General features: G+C 38.6%; 19 protein-coding genes. All 19 read left to right on the top strand.

Translation table 11 applies throughout. The annotated features are described in order from the left end of the window. Nucleotides 1–8: 8 nt before the first annotated feature. The 19 genes from ACB089_RS17370 to ACB089_RS17280 all read left to right on the top strand — a co-directional run bounded on the left by ACB089_RS17370 (nucleotide 9) and on the right by ACB089_RS17280 (nucleotide 18772). Complete coding sequence (locus tag ACB089_RS17370; RefSeq protein WP_374963014.1) at nucleotides 9–1292, top strand: PepSY1/2 domain-containing protein; 1284 nt, start codon at nucleotides 9–11, stop codon at nucleotides 1290–1292. Between the two features lie 83 nt (nucleotides 1293–1375). Next, entirely contained in the window at nucleotides 1376–2035 is a 660-nt protein-coding gene (locus ACB089_RS17365; RefSeq protein WP_374963012.1) for a flagellar brake protein, read from the top strand. A gap of 199 nt (nucleotides 2036–2234) precedes the next feature. Next, nucleotides 2235–2909, top strand: coding sequence for a (d)CMP kinase (gene cmk / locus ACB089_RS17360; protein WP_374963011.1), 675 nt, complete (start codon nucleotides 2235–2237; stop codon nucleotides 2907–2909). A gap of 102 nt (nucleotides 2910–3011) precedes the next feature. Next, complete coding sequence (gene rpsA, locus ACB089_RS17355; RefSeq protein WP_374963009.1) at nucleotides 3012–4148, top strand: 30S ribosomal protein S1; 1137 nt, start codon at nucleotides 3012–3014, stop codon at nucleotides 4146–4148. A gap of 198 nt (nucleotides 4149–4346) precedes the next feature. Beyond that, entirely contained in the window at nucleotides 4347–5657 is a 1311-nt protein-coding gene (der, locus tag ACB089_RS17350) for a ribosome biogenesis GTPase Der (RefSeq protein ID WP_374963007.1), read from the top strand. A gap of 190 nt (nucleotides 5658–5847) precedes the next feature. Further along, nucleotides 5848–6864 carry an NAD(P)H-dependent glycerol-3-phosphate dehydrogenase gene (locus ACB089_RS17345; RefSeq protein WP_374967508.1) on the top strand — a complete coding sequence of 339 codons (1017 nt, stop codon included), beginning with the start codon at nucleotides 5848–5850 and terminating at the stop codon, nucleotides 6862–6864. Nucleotides 6865–7084: 220 nt separating this feature from the next. Further along, on the top strand, nucleotides 7085–7297 hold the full coding sequence (locus tag ACB089_RS17340) for a DUF2768 domain-containing protein (protein ID WP_083226873.1): 213 nt from the start codon (nucleotides 7085–7087) through the stop codon (nucleotides 7295–7297). Nucleotides 7298–7319: 22 nt separating this feature from the next. Further along, on the top strand, nucleotides 7320–8111 hold the full coding sequence (locus tag ACB089_RS17335; RefSeq protein ID WP_374967507.1) for a hypothetical protein: 792 nt from the start codon (nucleotides 7320–7322) through the stop codon (nucleotides 8109–8111). 92 nt (nucleotides 8112–8203) lie between these two features. After that, nucleotides 8204–9682 carry a stage IV sporulation protein A gene (spoIVA, locus tag ACB089_RS17330; RefSeq protein WP_374967506.1) on the top strand — a complete coding sequence of 493 codons (1479 nt, stop codon included), beginning with the start codon at nucleotides 8204–8206 and terminating at the stop codon, nucleotides 9680–9682. Between the two features lie 199 nt (nucleotides 9683–9881). Next, entirely contained in the window at nucleotides 9882–10154 is a 273-nt protein-coding gene (locus tag ACB089_RS17325) for an HU family DNA-binding protein (protein WP_004232618.1), read from the top strand. A gap of 338 nt (nucleotides 10155–10492) precedes the next feature. Then, nucleotides 10493–11062 carry a GTP cyclohydrolase I FolE gene (gene folE / locus ACB089_RS17320; RefSeq protein WP_068982861.1) on the top strand — a complete coding sequence of 190 codons (570 nt, stop codon included), beginning with the start codon at nucleotides 10493–10495 and terminating at the stop codon, nucleotides 11060–11062. A gap of 63 nt (nucleotides 11063–11125) precedes the next feature. Then, on the top strand, nucleotides 11126–11344 hold the full coding sequence (gene mtrB, locus ACB089_RS17315; RefSeq protein ID WP_049666799.1) for a trp RNA-binding attenuation protein MtrB: 219 nt from the start codon (nucleotides 11126–11128) through the stop codon (nucleotides 11342–11344). Nucleotides 11345–11707: 363 nt separating this feature from the next. Continuing rightward, nucleotides 11708–12475, top strand: a complete 768-nt coding sequence (locus tag ACB089_RS17310; protein ID WP_374967505.1) for a heptaprenyl diphosphate synthase component 1 — start codon at nucleotides 11708–11710, stop codon at nucleotides 12473–12475. A gap of 15 nt (nucleotides 12476–12490) precedes the next feature. Continuing rightward, nucleotides 12491–13195, top strand: a complete 705-nt coding sequence (locus ACB089_RS17305) for a demethylmenaquinone methyltransferase (RefSeq protein ID WP_368637974.1) — start codon at nucleotides 12491–12493, stop codon at nucleotides 13193–13195. A 19-nt stretch (nucleotides 13196–13214) separates the two neighbouring features. After that, nucleotides 13215–14189, top strand: coding sequence for a heptaprenyl diphosphate synthase component II (hepT, locus tag ACB089_RS17300; RefSeq protein WP_374967504.1), 975 nt, complete (start codon nucleotides 13215–13217; stop codon nucleotides 14187–14189). A gap of 86 nt (nucleotides 14190–14275) precedes the next feature. Continuing rightward, entirely contained in the window at nucleotides 14276–14692 is a 417-nt protein-coding gene (gene ndk / locus ACB089_RS17295; protein ID WP_368637972.1) for a nucleoside-diphosphate kinase, read from the top strand. Nucleotides 14693–14971: 279 nt separating this feature from the next. Next, the gene (locus tag ACB089_RS17290) at nucleotides 14972–16120 is read left to right on the top strand and encodes a thiolase family protein (protein WP_374967503.1); all 1149 of its coding nucleotides are present in this window, start codon (nucleotides 14972–14974) and stop codon (nucleotides 16118–16120) included. 15 nt (nucleotides 16121–16135) lie between these two features. Beyond that, nucleotides 16136–16903 (top strand): 3-hydroxyacyl-CoA dehydrogenase, encoded by a 768-nt coding sequence (locus ACB089_RS17285; RefSeq protein ID WP_374967502.1) that lies wholly within the window; start codon nucleotides 16136–16138, stop codon nucleotides 16901–16903. Nucleotides 16904–17146: 243 nt separating this feature from the next. Further along, nucleotides 17147–18772, top strand: coding sequence for a long-chain fatty acid--CoA ligase (locus tag ACB089_RS17280; RefSeq protein ID WP_374967501.1), 1626 nt, complete (start codon nucleotides 17147–17149; stop codon nucleotides 18770–18772). Nucleotides 18773–18941: the final 169 nt, after the last annotated feature.

Below are 18941 nucleotides of genomic sequence, written 5' to 3'. Positions count from 1 at the left end.
GAACATAAATGAGAACTATGCTTGTTATACTTACTGTAGCAGTTATTGGTTTAGGGGCATATAGCGTTCATATGCACAAAGAAAACACTAGTTTACAACGTACTGTGCTAGCTCAGTACACAAATAATTTAACGGATGCTTCTGAGAAATTAACTGGACTACAACAAGCTGTTTCACAATCTCTACTGTTTCAAGATGACCAAGCGATGAACAATGAGTTAGATGCTGTGTGGCGACTAAGCTCTGAAGTTCGATCTTCTTTATCTAATATTCCTGTCGGGCAAGAAGTCTCGAACGAGTGGCTAAGTTACTTAGGGCGCCTGGGAGATGAAGCCAAGAGAACAGAAAAAACAGGAGATTATCAAGCTTGGCAAGAAAAAATGCCACAGGTCTCTACAAATTTACAATCACTTTCAGATGAATGGACAGCCGCGACAGTAGATCTTTATAAAAATAACGGTAATATGGACGTCTGGGTGCAACAAGTAGATAATAAGAAGCCAAATACAACATTTGATAATGTGCAAAAAACATTAAAGGATTACAGCGAAAAAGATTTCCCACTTACATTAAGTGAATCTGATTGGCAGAAAAAAATAGAACTTAAAGCATTACAAGATTCGGTCATTACTGAAAAAGAGGCATTGGAAAAAGTAAAAAATTTATTCCCTATTATTAAAGATGCAACATTTACTGTTACGAAAAGTAGTGATACTGCACCATATCCGTTTTATCATATCCAATTCCACCAAGGTATTCGCTTAGGATATGTCGATTTAACAGAAAAGGGTGGACATTTACTATCCTACTTAGTGGAACGTCCAGTAGATGAAGCAAGATTATCACAAGATGAAATTAAGAAAAAGGCTGAGGAATATTTAAAACAACTTGGCATGAATGATGTTGCATTTGTGGAATCTCGTGAAAACCATCAAGCATGGCATTTGACATTTGCACGTGTTCACCCTGGTGATAATGCGTTGATTTATGCAGATGGCGTTCAATTAAAACTGGCTAAGGATACAGGCGAGTTACTTGGTGCCAATGCAATGGAATATATTCAGGAAGAGAAGATTAAACCACAAACTGCAAAAGCAATTGATTGGAAAACTTTCTTCGATGATGATGTGAAAATAGAAGAAGTGAAAAATATTTATACAGATAACGGTCAATTTGAACAACGCCTTTGTTATGAAGTGATTGCGGTCCGTGATAAAAATACACAAGAAACATTCAGGGTTGTTATTGATGCAGAAAATCACAATGTTATAAAAGTGGAATATTTAACGTAATTTAATAAAAAACACCAGTTCATATAGCCAAAATGGGCATCTCATGCGATAATGAAGGTATATTTGTGTTCGAGGAGATGCTCATGGAAATAAAAATTGGTACACAATTAGAACTTGAACCAACTTATACAGAGCGTGTTGAAGTATTCCGCTGTAAAGTTGTAGAACAAAAAGACAATATTATTTACATCGATTATCCAACAAATGTTGCTACAAAGAAAACAGCATTTCTAATAGATGGTTCTGAATTTAGAGCATCTTTTCGTACGGATGACAAACAATCATTTGCTTTCATTACAGAAGTAATTGGACGTAAAGCTGGCAATATACCAATGATTATGTTGCACTGTCCAAAGGCAGAGGACTTTATCAAAGTTCAACGTCGTGAATATGTACGTGTAGAAACACCTGTGGATGTAGCGATACAATTTAAGGATTACAAATATCAGCTAGTAACAGTAGATATTAGTGCAGGTGGTTTGGCAGTTGGCTTAAAAGGGGCAATTGCTTTCCAAGATGGTGATGAGGTTAAGTTAACGATCGTCTTACCGTTTGCTAATGGAGATGTTAAATACGTAATCACGGATGCGACGGTTGTTCGCATATCCGAAAACGATAACAAAAAAATAGCAACTATACAGTTAACAGATACAGATGATGTAGACAAACAGCATATAGTTCGTTTCTGCTTTGAACGTCAGTTAGTCAATCGTCGTAAAGAAACGAATCCTTTTGATGCTTAATTTTTTTCGCTTAAAATGTAGCGAAAGCAAAGAACTAAAGTGGGAGCTGAACTGCCCGTAAAACCCCCATTGAGTAAGTTTCACTTCATGCAGTAAGGTTACATCCTTCATATCGATTAGTATTTTATTTGAGAAAGCCCTCTGCTAGAAGAGGGCTTTTTTATGGTACAATGTGGTGTGATAGAAAGTAGGGAAGAATATGAAGAAAAACATTCAAATTGCGATTGATGGACCTGCTGGCGCTGGTAAAAGTACAATCGCAAAAATTGTTGCAGAGGCACTTGGGTTTACTTATATCGACACTGGAGCAATGTATCGTGCTGTGACGTATAAAGCACTGCAACTAAACATATATTTAGATGATGAAGAAAAATTAGCAGAAATGTTAGCATCTAGCACAATTGAATTAAAACCTTCTCCTCAAGGGCAGCTTGTCTTTTTGGACGGGAAGAATGTGTCGGCAGAAATTCGATCAAATGAGGTAACTTCATCTGTTTCACAAGTATCGGCTCATGCTAAAGTGCGTGAACTATTAGTAGCACAGCAACAAAAGCTTGCGGCTAATGGTTGTGTTGTTATGGATGGGCGCGATATTGCTACGCATGTGTTAAAGAATGCAGAACTAAAAATCTTTATGTCTGCAACGGTAGAAGAGAGAGCAAGACGTCGTTTTATTGACAATCAAAAGCGCGGAATTGAATCTTCCATTGAAAAACTTCAAGAAGATATTGCTCTACGCGATAAAATGGATAGTGAGCGTGAAGCATCACCACTAATTCAAGCAGCAGATGCCATATTTTTAGATACGACAGCATTGTCAATTGATGATGCAGCACAGGCCATTTTAAAATTAGCGCAAGAAAAAATGAAGTAAATCCAAAAATTTCAGACATTTTTTGAATTTAAAGGATTTATTTTTGTCTTTGTCTTCAAAATCGAATAAAATAGTAAGGGAAGATGCGAAGGAGGGTTACATATGTCTGAAGAAATGAACTATGCAGAACAAACATTTAACGAAGGTGATATCGTCAAAGGGATTGCAGAGCAGGTTGATGAAAAAGCAGTAACTGTTTCAATTCCAGGTGCACCATTTGACGGTATTATACCAATAAGTGAATTATCAAGCTTACACATTGAAAAAGCGTCTGACATAATCTCTGTTGGAGATGAGTTAGAGTTGGTGATTACAAAGGTTGAAGAAGGAAACTATGTATTATCAAAACGTAAAGTAGACGCATTAAAAGCATGGGATACACTTGAGCAACAATTCAACGCTGAGGAAGTTTTCGAGGCGGAAGTAAAAGATATTGTTAAAGGTGGACTTGTCGTCGATTTAGGAGTACGTGGCTTCGTTCCAGCATCCCTTGTAGAAGATTACTTTGTTGATGATTTTGAAGGCTATAAAGGCAGATCTCTTAGCTTTAAAATTGTTGAGCTTGATAAAGAAAAAAATCGCTTAATTTTATCACATCGTGCTGTAGTAGAAGCGGAAAAAGCTTCTCAAAAGAAAAATGTCATTACCCAAATTAAAACTGGCGATGTGTTAAACGGTAAAGTGCAACGTATCGCATCATTTGGTGCATTCATCGACCTTGGTGGTATTGATGGCCTTGTGCATATTTCACAAGTGTCTCATGAGCATGTGAGTCAAGTGAGCGAGGTTTTATCAGAAGGGCAAGAAGTGACGGTTAAAGTCCTTTCTGTAGATCCTGAAAATGAGCGTATTTCGTTATCTATTAAGGAAACGATTCCTGGTCCTTGGTCGAACATCGAAGATCTTGCAGCTAAAGGTACAGTATTAGATGGAAAAGTAAAACGTCTTACTTCATTCGGAGCATTTGTGGAAGTTTTCCCAGGTGTTGAAGGTTTAGTGCATATTTCTCAAATCGCGCATAAGCATATTAACACGCCACACGAAGCTTTAAAAGAAGGACAAGAAGTACAGGTGAAAGTGCTTGATGTAAACGCTGAAGAGGGCCGCTTAGCATTAAGTATTAAGGATTTACTTGAAAATCCTGATGCCGAAGAAGTAATCGACTATAAATTACCAGAAGAAAACACAGGCTTCTCTTTTGGTGATGTCATTGGCGATAAACTAAAAAACTTTAAATAAACTTGACAAGCGAGGATACAGTTTGTGTCCTTGCTTTTTTTTATGGAGGCGACGGATAGAGGAGGCGAAATGACGAAAAAATTTAAAAAGAGATGGATAGAACCGTACATAGCGCGCACTATTATGGATATGATATGATATAATGGCATTTTTCGTGTATAATAGCGAAAGACAAGAAGTTGGAAGGATGAAGTACAGATGACGAAACCAGTAGTAGCCATCGTAGGTCGTCCGAACGTAGGTAAGTCGACGATTTTTAATCGTATCGTTGGAGAACGTGTATCGATTGTGGAAGATATTCCAGGGGTAACACGCGACCGTATTTATAGTTCGGCAGAGTGGTTAACACATGACTTTAATATTATTGATACAGGTGGTATCGAGATTGGGGACGAGCCGTTTTTAGAGCAGATTCGTCAACAAGCAGAAATCGCCATTGATGAAGCAGACGTTATTATTTTTATGACAAACGGACGTGAAGGTGTAACAGCTGCAGACGAGCAAGTAGCAAAAATTTTATACAAAACAAAAAAACCAGTCGTTTTAGCAGTGAATAAAATTGACAACCCAGACATGCGCGAAATGATCTATGACTTCTATGCGCTTGGCTTTGGTGAGCCTTGGCCTATTTCAGGCTCTCACGGCTTAGGTTTAGGGGATTTATTAGATGAATGTGCTAAACACTTCCCAAAAGAAGATGAAGAGCAATATGGAGACGAGGTCATTAAATTCTCGTTAATTGGTCGTCCTAATGTTGGGAAATCTTCATTAGTCAATGCATTTTTAGGTCAAGACCGCGTTATTGTTAGTAACATCGCTGGTACTACTCGAGATGCTATTGACACGCCTTATGAGTATGATGACCAGGAATATGTCATTATTGATACTGCAGGTATGCGAAAAAAAGGGAAAGTGTACGAAACGACAGAGAAATACTCTGTATTACGTGCGTTACGTGCAATTGAACGCTCTGATGTTGTTTTAGTCGTTCTTAATGCAGAAGAAGGCATTCAAGAACAAGATAAAAAAATTGCAGGCTATGCACACGAAGCTGGAAAAGCCATTGTCATTGTTGTGAATAAATGGGATGCGATTGAAAAAGACGAGAAAACAATGAACGTCTTTACACAACAAATTCGAGAGCATTTCTTATTCCTAGATTATGCACCAATTATTTTTGTATCGGCCAATACAAAACAACGTGTACATCAAATTTTACCGATTATACAGCGTGTTAGTGAAAACCATGCAATGCGTATTCAATCATCGATCCTTAATGAAGTGATTGAGGATGCTGTGGCGCGTAATCCAGCGCCAGCTGATAAAGGCCGCCGCCTTCGTATTTACTATGCAACTCAAGTTGCGATACAACCACCGACGTTCGTGGTATTTGTCAATGAACCAGAATTAATGCATTTCTCTTACGAACGTTTCTTAGAAAACCGTATTCGAGAAACATTTGATTTTGAAGGAACGCCAATTCGATTAATTTCCCGTGCTCGTGCTTAGGAAAAATATACACTAACAGTACGCCGACCCGACATTAATTGTTGGGTGGCGTCTTTTTACAAGAGAGGAAAGTATAAATTTTCTAATGTCTACTTTAAGGTTGCGTGAGTTCAAGTGCATTGTAAGCCTTTCTCTAGCATTTATCGTAGCTAACAAGGAATTATCTTTTCTTAATAAGGGAGGATTTTGAATGGAAAAAGTTTGTGTGTTAGGGGCAGGCTCATGGGGGACAGCACTAGCGATGGTACTTGCAGAAAATGGGCATGATACGCTTTTATGGACTCATCGAACTGATCAGGCTGAAGAAATTAACAACCTGCATACGAACAGGAAGTATTTGCCGGAAACGATATTGCCTGCAAATTTGCAGGCAACAAGTGATATTGCTGAGGCAGTTGCTCATTCGGAGATAATTGTCGTGGCTGTTCCTACGAAGGCCATCCGTGAAGTGTGTGAAAAAATGACAGCAGCACTTGATAAAAAAGTATTGTTTGTTCATGTTTCAAAGGGGATTGAGCCTGATTCGTTAAAACGAATTTCAGAGATTTTAGTAGAAAGTCTCCCGGCTGAATTTGTAGAAGAAGTTGTTGTACTTTCAGGCCCAAGTCATGCAGAAGAAGTTGTTCTGCATCATCCTACAACAGTGACAGTGGCTTGTGCTAATATTGAAGCTGCGGAAAAAGTTCAGGATTTATTTATGAATCAATTTTTCCGTGTCTACACAAATGAGGATGTGGTCGGTGTAGAAATAGGTGGTGCGTTGAAAAACGTCATCGCATTAGCTGCCGGTATTACAGATGGTTTAAATTACGGTGATAATGCCAAAGCTGCACTCATTACTCGAGGATTGGCTGAAATTACACGTCTTGGTGTCAAAATGGGAGGAAATCCATTTACATTTGCAGGGCTCACTGGTATGGGAGATTTGATTGTAACGTGTACAAGCGTGCACTCGCGTAATTGGCGCGCAGGTAATTTGCTGGGGCAAGGCATGAAACTACCAGAGGTACTCGACCAAATGGGCATGGTCGTTGAGGGCGTTCGCACAACTAAAGCGGCCTATCAATTAGCAGAGAAATATGACGTTGCTATGCCAATATCAACGGAGCTCTATAGTGTTTTATTTAATGATATAGAACCGAAAGTAGCAGTTGATGCATTAATGATGCGTATGAAAAAGCGAGAAATTGATGACATGATGCACTAATAATATAAATTTAATTAGTTTTGTCATAAATTGGACATATATAAGGTGTCTCAGTGAGTAACTGAGACACCTTATTGTGCGCTTTTAGTTGAATAATCCATACCGTTATAAGGTTGTCCATTTGATGATAGTTACTGGACAACTATTTCTTTTTAGCGAAAGCACATAGTATAATATATTTTGATTGTTTTCTGACATTGAAGAAAGGTGGTTGTCTTGAATGGGTCCGTTAGCACATTTGCCTGCGCTTGATGTAATGTGGGTATCATTTTATTGTATCGGTTTTATGATTATATCAGTCGGTCTAATTTATTTAGGTCGTAATAAGGTTTCAAACGTTTTTTTACGTACAATCGTAAATTTATCTGCATACATACTGTTTGGACTTGGCACATTTTTAATGGTACTAATTGTTGCCACATGGCCAGCATAAAAAATAATGAGGTGGAAGTGACATGAAAAAACTAAATGCTTTTCTTTTGGTAATAGCATCTGCAGTACTTTTAGTTGGTTGTGTATATCCAGAAGACGAAAAAAAGGCAAAATTAGTGCCTGATGTTGACCAATTAGCAGCGGTTCAGCGTGCGGTTGACGAATACCGTGAAGCAACTGGTGGATTAGTTCCAATTAAAAATAGTGAGCTAGATACTGATATATATATAAAATATTTAATTGATTTTGATAAACTAGTGCCTAAATATCTTGCACAAATTCCTGGGAATGCCTATGAAAAAGGTGGTATTTTCCAGTATATTATTTGGGATCCTGAGAATGAAGCGAAAGTAAAATTGGTAGATTTAAATGCTGCAGAACGTATTCGTGAAATTAATATTCGTAAAATGTCTACCCAATATTTACCGATAAAGGATGCAACTTCAGATAATGTATATCAAATTAACTTTGAAGAATTGGGATATAAAGAAGACGTAACTGTGAAAAGTCCCTATTCTGGTGCTGAATTGCCAATGTTTATGACAGGTGATGGCGAAATACATGTTGACTATTCAATCGATTTAGGTCAACTACTAAAAGAAGACAAGCCTGATGTAAAGCCTGGAGATGATATTCGTCAGCTACTTGTCGATAAATATCCAGTAGTACCCGCATATTCTGTACCATATACAGTAGATGAAAATGGTGAGCCAGTTTACTTTATGGATGCTTATAATAGTGATGCAAAAAAAGCTCGAGAAAAGGCTATAGAACAAGCTAAAAAAGAGGCAGAAGCCCAATCTAAAAAAGAATAAATCAATAAGCCCCTTACATTTGTGAGGGGTTTTTCATATTTATCTACCTGCTCGCATATAGTGAAAAAGCGTAGATAAAGGAGGCAGAAACCTTGAGTGAAGCAGTATTTAGAGAAATTGCAGAGCGCACAAATGGCGATGTTTATATTGGTGTTGTCGGTCCAGTACGTGTAGGTAAATCAACATTTGTAAAAAAGGTTATGGAATCGGTCGTGTTACCGAATATTGTGGATGAAACAGAAAGAATGCGCGCACAAGACGAGATGCCACAAAGCTCGCCGGGGCCAGTCATAATGACTGCTGAGCCGAAGTTTGTGCCTGCTCAAGCAACACGTATTGCGGTCGGTGAAGATGAAATGACGTTCCAAATTCGTTTAGCAGATTGCGTTGGTTATGTCATTGAAGGTACAAAGGGATATGAGGATGAAAATGGGCCGAAATATGTGCATACACCTTGGCACACTGAGCCTATTCCATTTCAGGAAGCGGCGAAAATAGGAACAGATAAAGTGATTCGTGACCATGCTAATATTGGAATTGTTGTCACAACGGATGGTACGGTGAATGGTATAAGTCGTCGTGCGGCAGAGAAGGCCGAAGAGGAAATTGTTGAACAACTAGCGGACATCGGAAAACCTTTCGTTATTGTGTTGAATTGCCAAATGCCGGCAAGGGAAGAAACGGTACAGCTTCGAAATGAGCTATTTGAGCGCTATAATGTCCCAGTGATTGCTACTTCAATTGATCAAATGCGCACATCTGATATTCAGTATATTTTGCAAGAAGCGTTATTTGAATTTCCAATCCGAACAATTGAGGTTGAGAAACCAGATTGGTTAGATGTTTTAGATGCAACACATCCATTGAATGTAGCACTAATTGATTCGATGGAAGAAGTATTATCATCTGTTATGAAAATTCGAGATGTGCAACAGGCGTCAGATGCCTTTAAAGCCATCGATTTTATTGACCAAAGCGAAGTGGTACATGTAGATGCTGGAGTTGGTACCGCGGTCATTCGAGTGTCATTGCAAGGTGAGCTTTATAAGTCGGTTTGCAATGAATGGCTAGAAGAACCAATAGAGACGAAGCGGGATTGGCTACTCTTTATTAAAGAGTCAGCAGAAGCAAAAGAGGCGCAAAAACGCTTTAAAACTGCCATTCATGAAGCGGATTCGACTGGCTATGGCGTAACATTGCCGATGATGCAGGAATTTGAACCAACAGCCCCAGAACTCATTAAGCAAAATAATTTTTTTGGTGTGCGTATGAGAGCGAAGGCACCATCTTATCATATCATTCGAGTAGATATGGAATCAGAATTTGCGCCATTAATAGGCTCAGAATTCCATAGTCAACAATTACTTAAAGATTTAAATCATGCTTATTTACATGATCGTGAAGCTTTATGGAGTACACAGCTTTTTGGAACGCCATTGCATGAAGTGTTAAAAGAAGGAATTCGCTATAAAATGGATGCTGTCCCATCTACAGCCAAAAAACGCATGCGTCAAACAATTGAACGAATGGTGAACGAGGGTGATAGAGGATTAGTCACATTTATTTTGTAGTGTTGAAAATTAAAAAAAAGAGCAAAAAAATATTGCAGGTCTTTTCGTTTTTATGCGAAAAGTCCTGTTATTTATATTTTTTGGGTGAAAAAATGATTTTTTGGTTATAATCATGAATGAATACAGTTGCGTAGCGGTTTTCTATGTGTTACTCTTTTTACAGAATTGATTCATGACCCTTTGAGAGGAGGTGAATGGTGTGAATAAAACAGAATTAGTAAACTCTGTTGCTGAAGCTGCAGGTCTTTCTAAAAAAGACGCTTCTAAAGCAGTTGAAGCTGTATTTGATACAATTCAAGATGCTCTTGCAAAGGGTGACAAAGTACAATTAATTGGTTTTGGTAACTTTGAAGTACGTGAACGTGCGGCTCGTAAAGGTCGTAACCCACAAACTGGTAAAGAAATCGAAATCGCTGCTAGCAAGGTACCTGCTTTCAAACCAGGTAAAGCGCTTAAAGATGCTGTAAAATAATACACGTCTAGTAGTTACATAGAGCAGTCTTCATGTAAATAACATGAAGGCTGCTCTTTTTAACGTCACGCTGAAAAGTATGCGTAATAAGTTATAGTACATAAAAAGATGCAAGTAAATTAATTTTATAAGAGATGTTCGGTAGTGAATTGAGTAGTATAGTTATCATATGCACAATTATAAAATGTGCCCCTAGCTAGAAGTCATTTAGTGGCTATTTTGCTCATATAGCGTTGAATTTCTTTTGAATCAAGTAAGTCGTTTTGCGCTTACCTATTGGATATGCTACGATGCATAAAGAAATGTGTTATGTATAGATACGCAGGAGGTTTTTACGGATGTCGAATATTGATTTATTGAAAATAGAAGAAGCAGTAAAAATGATTTTAGAAGCGGTAGGTGAAGATGTAAATCGTGAAGGTTTACTCGATACACCGAAACGTGTTGCAAAAATGTATGCGGAAATGTTTAGTGGCTTACATGAAGACGCGAAAGATTATTTTAAAACAGTGTTTCATGAAGATCATGAGGAGCTAGTACTTGTAAAGGATATTCCGTTTTATTCGATGTGTGAGCATCATCTAGTTCCTTTTTACGGAAAAGCTCATGTAGCATACATACCAAACGACGGCATTGTTGCCGGACTAAGTAAATTAGGACGTGCAGTAGAAACCATTGCTCGTCGTCCGCAATTACAAGAACGTATTACTTCTTCAGTGGCAGATACAATTATGGAAATGCTCACTCCTAAGGGTGTCTATGTAGTGATTGAAGCAGAACATATGTGTATGACTATGCGAGGACTTAAGAAGCCAGGATCTAAAACTGTAACATCTGTTGCACGCGGCATTTACGAAGAAGACGAAGTGAAACGTAGAGAAGTATTATCATTTATTCAAATGTCTTAAATTGCGAGTGTAATTATGTTATGATGGACTAAGAATTTGTCGGATTTAAGGAGCGTACAGACAATGGCACAAGATTATATTGTTATTCAAGCAGAGGAAGATGGCGTGCACGTAATCGGTTTAACACGAGGTACAGATACAAAGTTCCATCACTCTGAAAAATTAGACGCGGGCGAAGTTATGATTGCTCAATTTACTGAACACACATCCGCCATGAAAATTCGCGGAAAAGCACAGATTCATACGGCTCATGGTGTCATTAATAGCGAGGCTAAAAAGTAATAGAGAATAATCTATTCTGAAGTGCTTTTTGAAAGTTATGATGACACATATTAATCGAATAGATGTGTAAAACTAGTAATGTATTTGATTCGATTTTTAGGCAGTTGGATTTATGATGATTTTTAACATATTTTAACAGGTGTTTAAACATTTGCTGAAATAGAGGAACTCAGGCTAAGAACTTTACATCATCGAATCAATTATATCTAGGCATAATTGATGGGTGAAGCTCTACTGCCTATCATGTTGAATGCAGCAAAAATTTTTTATTCCGAATCGTCGCGTATGCTATAATGACTCAGTAAGCAAGCGTTAGATCATGAATGCGACTAACGTATTTGAAAGTGAAATGGAGTAAGGTCTATGAATGCAACATACATTCAAAATTCAATTGCACAGTTAAAAACAGAGATTTTCATGGATGTTCGTCATAGAACTTTGCAAAAATATACAGGGGTACCTGTGCTCGATGAAAATCAATTATTTTACTTGTTAGTTCCCTTTTTGAATGGTGAAGAGTGGCAACAAGAGCAAAGAGAAGCTGCTATCACTGTTGGGATTGTGTACGCGGCCTTAGCGGCGCACGATCATATAAAAGAATTTGACGCCACATCAAAAGAACAGCAGCTAACCGTTTTAGCTGGTGACTTTTATAGTGGCCGTTATTATGAAATATTAGCAATGTCAAGAAATGTCGTATTGATTCGAAGTTTGTCGCAAGGAATTGTGGCACGTTGTGAACACCAAATTAAAGTATATGAGACAGAAAAACGTACAATCGAACAATGGTTTGACTCAATAAGTAATATTGAATCAGGATTAATCTCAAAATTTTTTGAGCTCTATTCATTTAGTGAATATATTCCAATTATGGAGAAGAGCTTATTAATCTTGCGTTTAGAGAGAGAATGGGCGACATATCGACGTGGCCAAGTAACTTTAATGAGTAAGGCCCTTGAAGAAAGTGCGAGATATGCTGGGTCGACATATAGCAACGTCATCCAGGGCAAAATTGTGCAATTAAAAACAGAGCTGTTACAGGTGATAGAATATGCATCGTTTTTACAAAGTGATGTAAAACAGGCTCTACAAGCACGTGTAGAGGCATCCATTGCTTCTACTAATGGATAAGAGAGGTTTTTCAAAATGGCTAAAACGAAAGAAGAGCACGTGCACGAAGTATTTGAAAGTATTTCGGATAACTATGACAAAATGAATGGTGTGATCAGTTTCCAGATGCATGTTGGCTGGCGCAATGATACGATGAAGCATATGGCAGTAAAACCTGGAGCGAAGGCACTAGATGTTTGCTGTGGTACGGCAGATTGGACAATTGCCTTAGCTGAGGCTGTGGGTGAAGGCGGAGAAGTCAAAGGGCTAGACTTTAGTCAAAACATGTTAAAGGTTGGCGAGCAAAAGGTAAAGCCTTATCCACAGATTGAACTAATACATGGAAATGCTATGGAATTACCTTTCCCAGACAATACATTTGATTATGTAACGATTGGTTTTGGTCTTCGCAATGTACCAGATTATTTACAAGTATTAAAGGAAATGCATCGTGTTGTAAAACCAGGTGGAATAGTTGTTTGTTTAGAAACTTCGCAATCTGAAATTCCGGGCTATCGACAATTATTCCGTTTTTATTTTAAATATATAATGCCGATATTTGGTAAAATATTTGCGAAAAGCTATAAAGAATATTCTTGGCTACAGGAATCAGCAAATGATTTCCCAGGTATGAAGAAGTTAGCGGCATTGTTTGAGCAGGCAGGTTTAGAAAAAGTAACGTACAAAGCATACAGTGGCGGTGCTGCGGCAATGCATATAGGCTTTAAAAAGGTACGTTAATGGGGGAAGGTTTTCACACGTGGAAAAGATCAAGTTGAAACTACTCTATTCCGATTTGAAATCAGATATCGATATTATTGAACAAGAGTTAGAAAAAGCAGTGAACTCTTCTTCAGATTTGATCAACGATGCTTCTCTCCATTTATTGCAAGCTGGTGGTAAACGGATACGACCAATTTTTGTGTTGCTTGGCGCGAAATTTGGCGAATATGATATCGATAAGATGAAGGATGTAGCTGTGCCTGTAGAGCTTATTCATATGGCGTCACTAGTGCATGATGATGTAATTGATGATTCCAATATGCGAAGAGGACGCCCGACTGTCAAATCACAATGGAATAATAGAGTAGCGATGTACACGGGCGATTTTATTTTTGCACGTGCACTTGAATATATTACAAAGCTTGAAGACCCATTAGTTCATCAAATTTTAGCACGTACAATGGTGGAAATTTGTAACGGTGAAGTCATTCAAATCGAAGATAAGTTTAGATTAGATCAAGGTTTAAAGGATTATTTTAGAAGAATCAAACGAAAAACGGCATTGCTGATTTCTTCTAGTTGTGAGCTTGGTGCTGTAGCAGCAGGTGTTGATACCAAAACAGTGAGACATTTGAAACGCTTCGGCTACTTTGTTGGCATGAGCTTCCAAATTATCGATGATGTTTTAGATATTATGGCGACTGATAAAGAATTAGGAAAGCCAGCAGGCAGCGATTTATTGCAGGGCAATATTACATTACCGATTCTATTATTAAAAGATGATCCAGAGATGCAACCTTATTTAGTAAAAGTATTTGCAGGGACATTGACGGAGACAGAGCGTCAAGAAATGTTGCGGTATGTGCGTAAATCTGACGCGATTGAGCAAGCTAATAAAATGAGTGATAAATATTTGAAAAAGGCATTACAGGAAATAGATGCTTTACCAAAACATCCTGTTAAGAAAAAATTGCGTGATGTCGCCTTATTTATGGGCAAGCGTAAATTCTAGCTTTTTGTTGTACAAATGCTCATTTTTTGTTAATATTTATCGGTAGGTGTAAAACCTGTTAGACGAATTTAAGGAGTGTTTTAAACATGGCAATCGAACAAACTTTTTTAATGGTTAAGCCGGATGGCGTAGAACGTCAAGTAGTAGGAGATATCGTAGATCGTTTTGAACGTCGCGGTTTTATTATGAAAGGTGCTAAATTAATGGTAATTCCTAAAGAATTAGCAGAAAAGCACTATGCTGAGCATGCTGAGCGTCCATTCTTTGGTGAATTAGTTGATTTCATCACTTCTGGTCCAGTATTCGCTATGGTATGGGAAGGCGAAAATGTAATCAAGCTTGCTCGTACAATGATGGGAGCAACTAAACCAGAAGAATCTAACCCAGGTACAATCCGTGGTGACTATGCAACAACTGTTTCTCACAACATCATCCACGGTTCTGACTCTCTTGCTTCTGCAGAGCGCGAAATTGGCTTATTCTTCGGTGAAGATTTAGCTTAATATGCAAATAGATTAAGCAATCTCAAATTAGTTTGAGATTGCTTTTTTTTGTGCTCTGATTTATGAGATGAACGGCTAAGATACACGCGATGGATGGACGACTAACTAGAAAATAGCAACATGCTAGTCTATTAAAATTGTTAATATCTTCTTATTCATGTAAAATAAATGCTATAATATTCTGATAATTAAATCAGTATATATTTCATCGCGCCCAAATAGACTTTAACGTGATGGATGATAGGGAATGAGAATCAATGAAGCAAAGGGGTTTTAATTATGAGAGAAGTGGTAATTGTAGCGGCTGTTCGTACAGCAGTTGGCAGGAGTAAAGGGGCGTTAAGCAATGTGCGTGCTGACGATTTAGCTGCAGATGTGCTACAAGAGGTTGTCCATCGAGCTGGGATTGGAAAGGAACAAGTGGAGGATGTTATTTTTGGCTGTGTGACGCAAACGGCTGAGCAGGGAGCAAATATAGCCCGTACAGCATTGTTAATGGCAGGTTTTCCAGAGACTGTCCCAGGTGTGACAATTGATCGTCAATGTGGTTCAAGTCAGCAGGCTGTACATTTTGCAGCACAGGCCATTTTAGCAGGCGATATGGACATTGTTATAGCTGGTGGTGTTGAAAGCATGACGAGGGTGCCGATGGGTTCTAACATGAAGGGTTCTCATGCAGGTAAACGCTTGCAAGATAACTATACAATTATACATCAAGGGTTATCAGCCGAGAAAATAGCGGAAAAATGGAGTTTGTCGAAGGAACAGCTAAATAACTATGCTTACAATAGTCATAGACGAGCATTAGCTGCTATTGAGGCGGGGCGTTTTGAAAAGGAAATATTGCCTGTCCAAGTTACACAAGAAGACGGCTCAGTTATCACGTTTTCTGTTGATGAGGGACCTCGGGCAGAAACGACAGTTGATAAATTAAATGGACTAAAAACTGTCTTCCAGGAAGATGGTGTAATAACAGCTGGAAACGCAAGTCAAATGAGTGATGGTGCCTCTGCTGTAGTTGTTATGTCTTTAGAAAAGGCACAGGAGCTTGGTATACGACCGCTTGCTAAAATTGTTACTAGAGTGGTCGTTGGCTCAGATCCGATGTTAATGTTAACGGGTCCAATTGAGGCAACTAGACAAGCATTAGAAAGGTCAGGTCTTACGATTGAAGAAATTGATACGTATGAAGTGAACGAAGCTTTTGCGCCTGTACCACTTGTTTGGTTGCATGAAACTGGTGCAGATCCAAATAAATTAAATCCAGATGGTGGAGCAATTGCTTTGGGGCATCCATTAGGAGCGTCGGGTACAAAATTGTTAACAACGATGCTGTATCGGATGGAGCGAGAAAATTTACGCTATGGTTTACTTGCTATATGTGAAGGTATGGGGATGGCGAATGCCACTATTATTGAAAAAATGTAAAAGGGGCTGTGTTTAATGAAGTGTCATGAAGTAATAGCGGTTGTAACAGGTGGAGCGTCTGGTTTAGGAGAGGCAACTGTTCGTAAAATTGTTGCAGAGGGTGGCAAAGCAATAATTTTTGATCTAAATGACGAGCGAGGACATGCACTAGTTGAGGAGTTAGGGGAGAATGTCCAGTACGCACGTGTTGATGTCACAAAAGAAGCTGATGTAGCGGCAGGGCTAGAGCGAGGAGTGGCGAAATTTGGGTCCATTAACGTCACAGTGAATTGTGCGGGAATTGCTGATGCAAAAAAAGTACTTTCAAAGCGTGGTGTACATGCACTTGGTTTATTTGAAAAGGTCATTTCTGTCAATTTAATTGGCACTTTCAATGTTATTCGCCTTGCAGCTGAGAAAATGCAAAATAATGAGCCAAATGAGGATGGTCAGCGTGGCGTTATTATTAATACTGCATCTGTGGCAGCATTTGATGGGCAAATAGGACAAGCGGCATATAGTGCCTCAAAAGGTGGTGTGGCAGCGATGACCTTGCCAATTGCTAGAGAGCTTGCTGAAATTGGTGTACGTGTTATGACTATTGCTCCAGGAATAGTAGAAACACCAATGTTTGCATCGTTACCAGAGCCAGCAAGAATTGCGCTTGCCCAAATGACTCCGTTCCCTAAACGACTTGGGAAACCATCTGAATATGCGCTATTGGTCGAAAGTATTATCCAAAACGGTTTATTAAATGGTGAAGTAATTCGTTTAGACGGCGCAATCCGAATGCAGCCAAAATAGGGGATATCCAGAAGGTGCGACTCCTACTAAAAAGCAAGACCTTGTACAAAGCTTAGTGGATGAACGAATGCAAAAACCATCTTCTTGTGATTACCTTCACGGTGCTCGGATGTAGAAAGGTGTTTGCAGATAGTGAGAAAAAAGTTTAGGTTCTTCAGCATATTTTGTTTCGTATATCTTGTTGGTATCAGTAGTCCGACTTGGGAGATTTAAGAAAATTTAAGAACAAAGGGGAACGTTATTATGCATATGATGGATACACCTTTATTATTAACTAGTTTTTTGGATCGAGCAGAACGATTTTTCCATGCGAAAAAAATATATTCGCGGACAAGCCCTACAACAATTCACGAGATTACTTATAAAGAATATGTAAAACGGACTCGTAAATTAGCAGATGCCCTTACAAAGCTGGGGATGGAGCGAGGTATGAAGGTGGGTACTTTTGCTTGGAACCATCATCGCCATTTAGAAGCATATTTTGCAGTTCCGTGCGCAGGAGCTGTATTGCATATGATTAATATTCGATTATCGCCTGAGCATATTGCTTATGTCATTAATCATGCCGAAGATGAAATATTGTTAATTGACGATAATTTAGTTCCCCTTATAGCACCAATCGTCTCACAGCTTAAATCAGTAAAGCATTTTATCGTAATGGGAGATGATATCGCGCTAGAAAACATTCCATTACCGAATGCTCTTTCTTATGAGGCATTACTTGCAGAGGCAAATGATGATTTTAAATTTCCAGAGGATCTAGATGAAAATACACCTGCTGGAATGTGCTACACAAGTGCGACTACAGGAATGCCAAAGGGTGTAGTGTATACTCATCGTAGTATTGTCCTTCATAGTATGGTATCGGGACTCTCCGAGGGTGTTGGTATAAGCGAAGCAGATGTAGTACTACCTGTCGTACCAATGTTCCATGCGAATGCGTGGGGGTTTCCGTTTGCTGGTGTATTATTTGGTGCTACACAGGTGCTACCAGGACCAATGTTTACACCACAGTTACTACTGGATTTATTTGAAACATATAAGGTCACGTTGACTGCAGGAGTACCTACGATTTGGCTTGGTGTATTACAGGAGCAACGCAAAAATCCTCGTGATTTGTCTTCAATACGGTTGATTGTATGTGGTGGTTCAGCCTCGCCGCTCGGTCTAGTGCGTGGCTTTGAGGAGGAGCTTAAGATTCCATACATGACGGGCTTTGGCATGACCGAGACATCGCCACTTGTTAGCCTATCGACGTATTTAACACATATGCGAGATTATACAAACGATGAGAAAATGGATGTTCGTATTACACAGGGGCTAACGGTGCCACTCATTGAAACACGGGTGGTCAATGAAAATGGAGAAGTACCTTGGGATGGCAAAACAATGGGCGAATTAACAATTAAGGGCCCGTGGATTGCTGGAGAATACTACAACGATGAGCGAACTACAGAAGCCTTCAAAGATGGCTGGCTCTACACGGGAGATATTGCGGTAATGACAGAAGATGGTTATATAAAAATAACAGATCGTACAAAGGATTTAATTAAAAGTGGTGGAGAATGGATTTCTTCAGTGGAACTTGAAAATGCTTTGATGTCACATCCTAAAGTGTTTGAGGCCGCAGTTATAGCAATTCCGCATGAAAAATGGATTGAACGACCTCTTGCATGTGTTGTACCAAAACCTGAATTTAAGGATTCTATTACGAAATCAGAGCTATTAGATGATTTACGATCACAATTCCATAAAACATGGATTCCTGATGATGTTGTGTTTTTAGATGAGGTACCGAAAACCTCTGTAGGAAAATTCATGAAGATAAAATTGAGAGAAGAGCTAAAAGATTATCGAGTTGAGGTTTAATAATCTAAAAACTTTGAAGGTAGTGACTTACTACCTTCGTTTTTTATGTGAAAAATTTGTGAGGTTTAGTGCATATTTTGGTGAAGAGTCAAAAATATCAATAGGAATAATTTTTATAGATTAACGAAAGATTGAAAGAAAATGAAACTATTTTTCCATTTTGCCGTAT

The sequence above is a fragment of the Lysinibacillus sp. RS10 genome (genome assembly GCF_041956855.1).
Taxonomy (GTDB): Bacteria; Bacillota; Bacilli; order Bacillales_A; family Planococcaceae; genus Lysinibacillus; species Lysinibacillus xylanilyticus_A.
This window is presented reverse-complemented; position numbering and strand designations above follow the sequence as displayed.

Bases quoted from the DNA above. Each gene is read 5' to 3' on its own strand.
- ACB089_RS17370 (WP_374963014.1), top strand. From the start codon at position 9: ATGAGAACTATGCTTGTTATACTTACTGTAGCAGTTATTGGTTTAGGG.
- ACB089_RS17365 (WP_374963012.1), top strand. From the start codon at position 1,376: ATGGAAATAAAAATTGGTACACAATTAGAACTTGAACCAACTTATACA.
- cmk (WP_374963011.1), top strand. From the start codon at position 2,235: ATGAAGAAAAACATTCAAATTGCGATTGATGGACCTGCTGGCGCTGGT.
- rpsA (WP_374963009.1), top strand. From the start codon at position 3,012: ATGTCTGAAGAAATGAACTATGCAGAACAAACATTTAACGAAGGTGAT.
- der (WP_374963007.1), top strand. From the start codon at position 4,347: ATGACGAAACCAGTAGTAGCCATCGTAGGTCGTCCGAACGTAGGTAAG.
- ACB089_RS17345 (WP_374967508.1), top strand. From the start codon at position 5,848: ATGGAAAAAGTTTGTGTGTTAGGGGCAGGCTCATGGGGGACAGCACTA.
- ACB089_RS17340 (WP_083226873.1), top strand. From the start codon at position 7,085: ATGGGTCCGTTAGCACATTTGCCTGCGCTTGATGTAATGTGGGTATCA.
- ACB089_RS17335 (WP_374967507.1), top strand. From the start codon at position 7,320: ATGAAAAAACTAAATGCTTTTCTTTTGGTAATAGCATCTGCAGTACTT.
- folE (WP_068982861.1), top strand. From the start codon at position 10,493: ATGTCGAATATTGATTTATTGAAAATAGAAGAAGCAGTAAAAATGATT.
- mtrB (WP_049666799.1), top strand. From the start codon at position 11,126: ATGGCACAAGATTATATTGTTATTCAAGCAGAGGAAGATGGCGTGCAC.
- ACB089_RS17310 (WP_374967505.1), top strand. From the start codon at position 11,708: ATGAATGCAACATACATTCAAAATTCAATTGCACAGTTAAAAACAGAG.
- ACB089_RS17305 (WP_368637974.1), top strand. From the start codon at position 12,491: ATGGCTAAAACGAAAGAAGAGCACGTGCACGAAGTATTTGAAAGTATT.
- ndk (WP_368637972.1), top strand. From the start codon at position 14,276: ATGGCAATCGAACAAACTTTTTTAATGGTTAAGCCGGATGGCGTAGAA.
- ACB089_RS17290 (WP_374967503.1), top strand. From the start codon at position 14,972: ATGAGAGAAGTGGTAATTGTAGCGGCTGTTCGTACAGCAGTTGGCAGG.
- ACB089_RS17285 (WP_374967502.1), top strand. From the start codon at position 16,136: ATGAAGTGTCATGAAGTAATAGCGGTTGTAACAGGTGGAGCGTCTGGT.
- ACB089_RS17280 (WP_374967501.1), top strand. From the start codon at position 17,147: ATGCATATGATGGATACACCTTTATTATTAACTAGTTTTTTGGATCGA.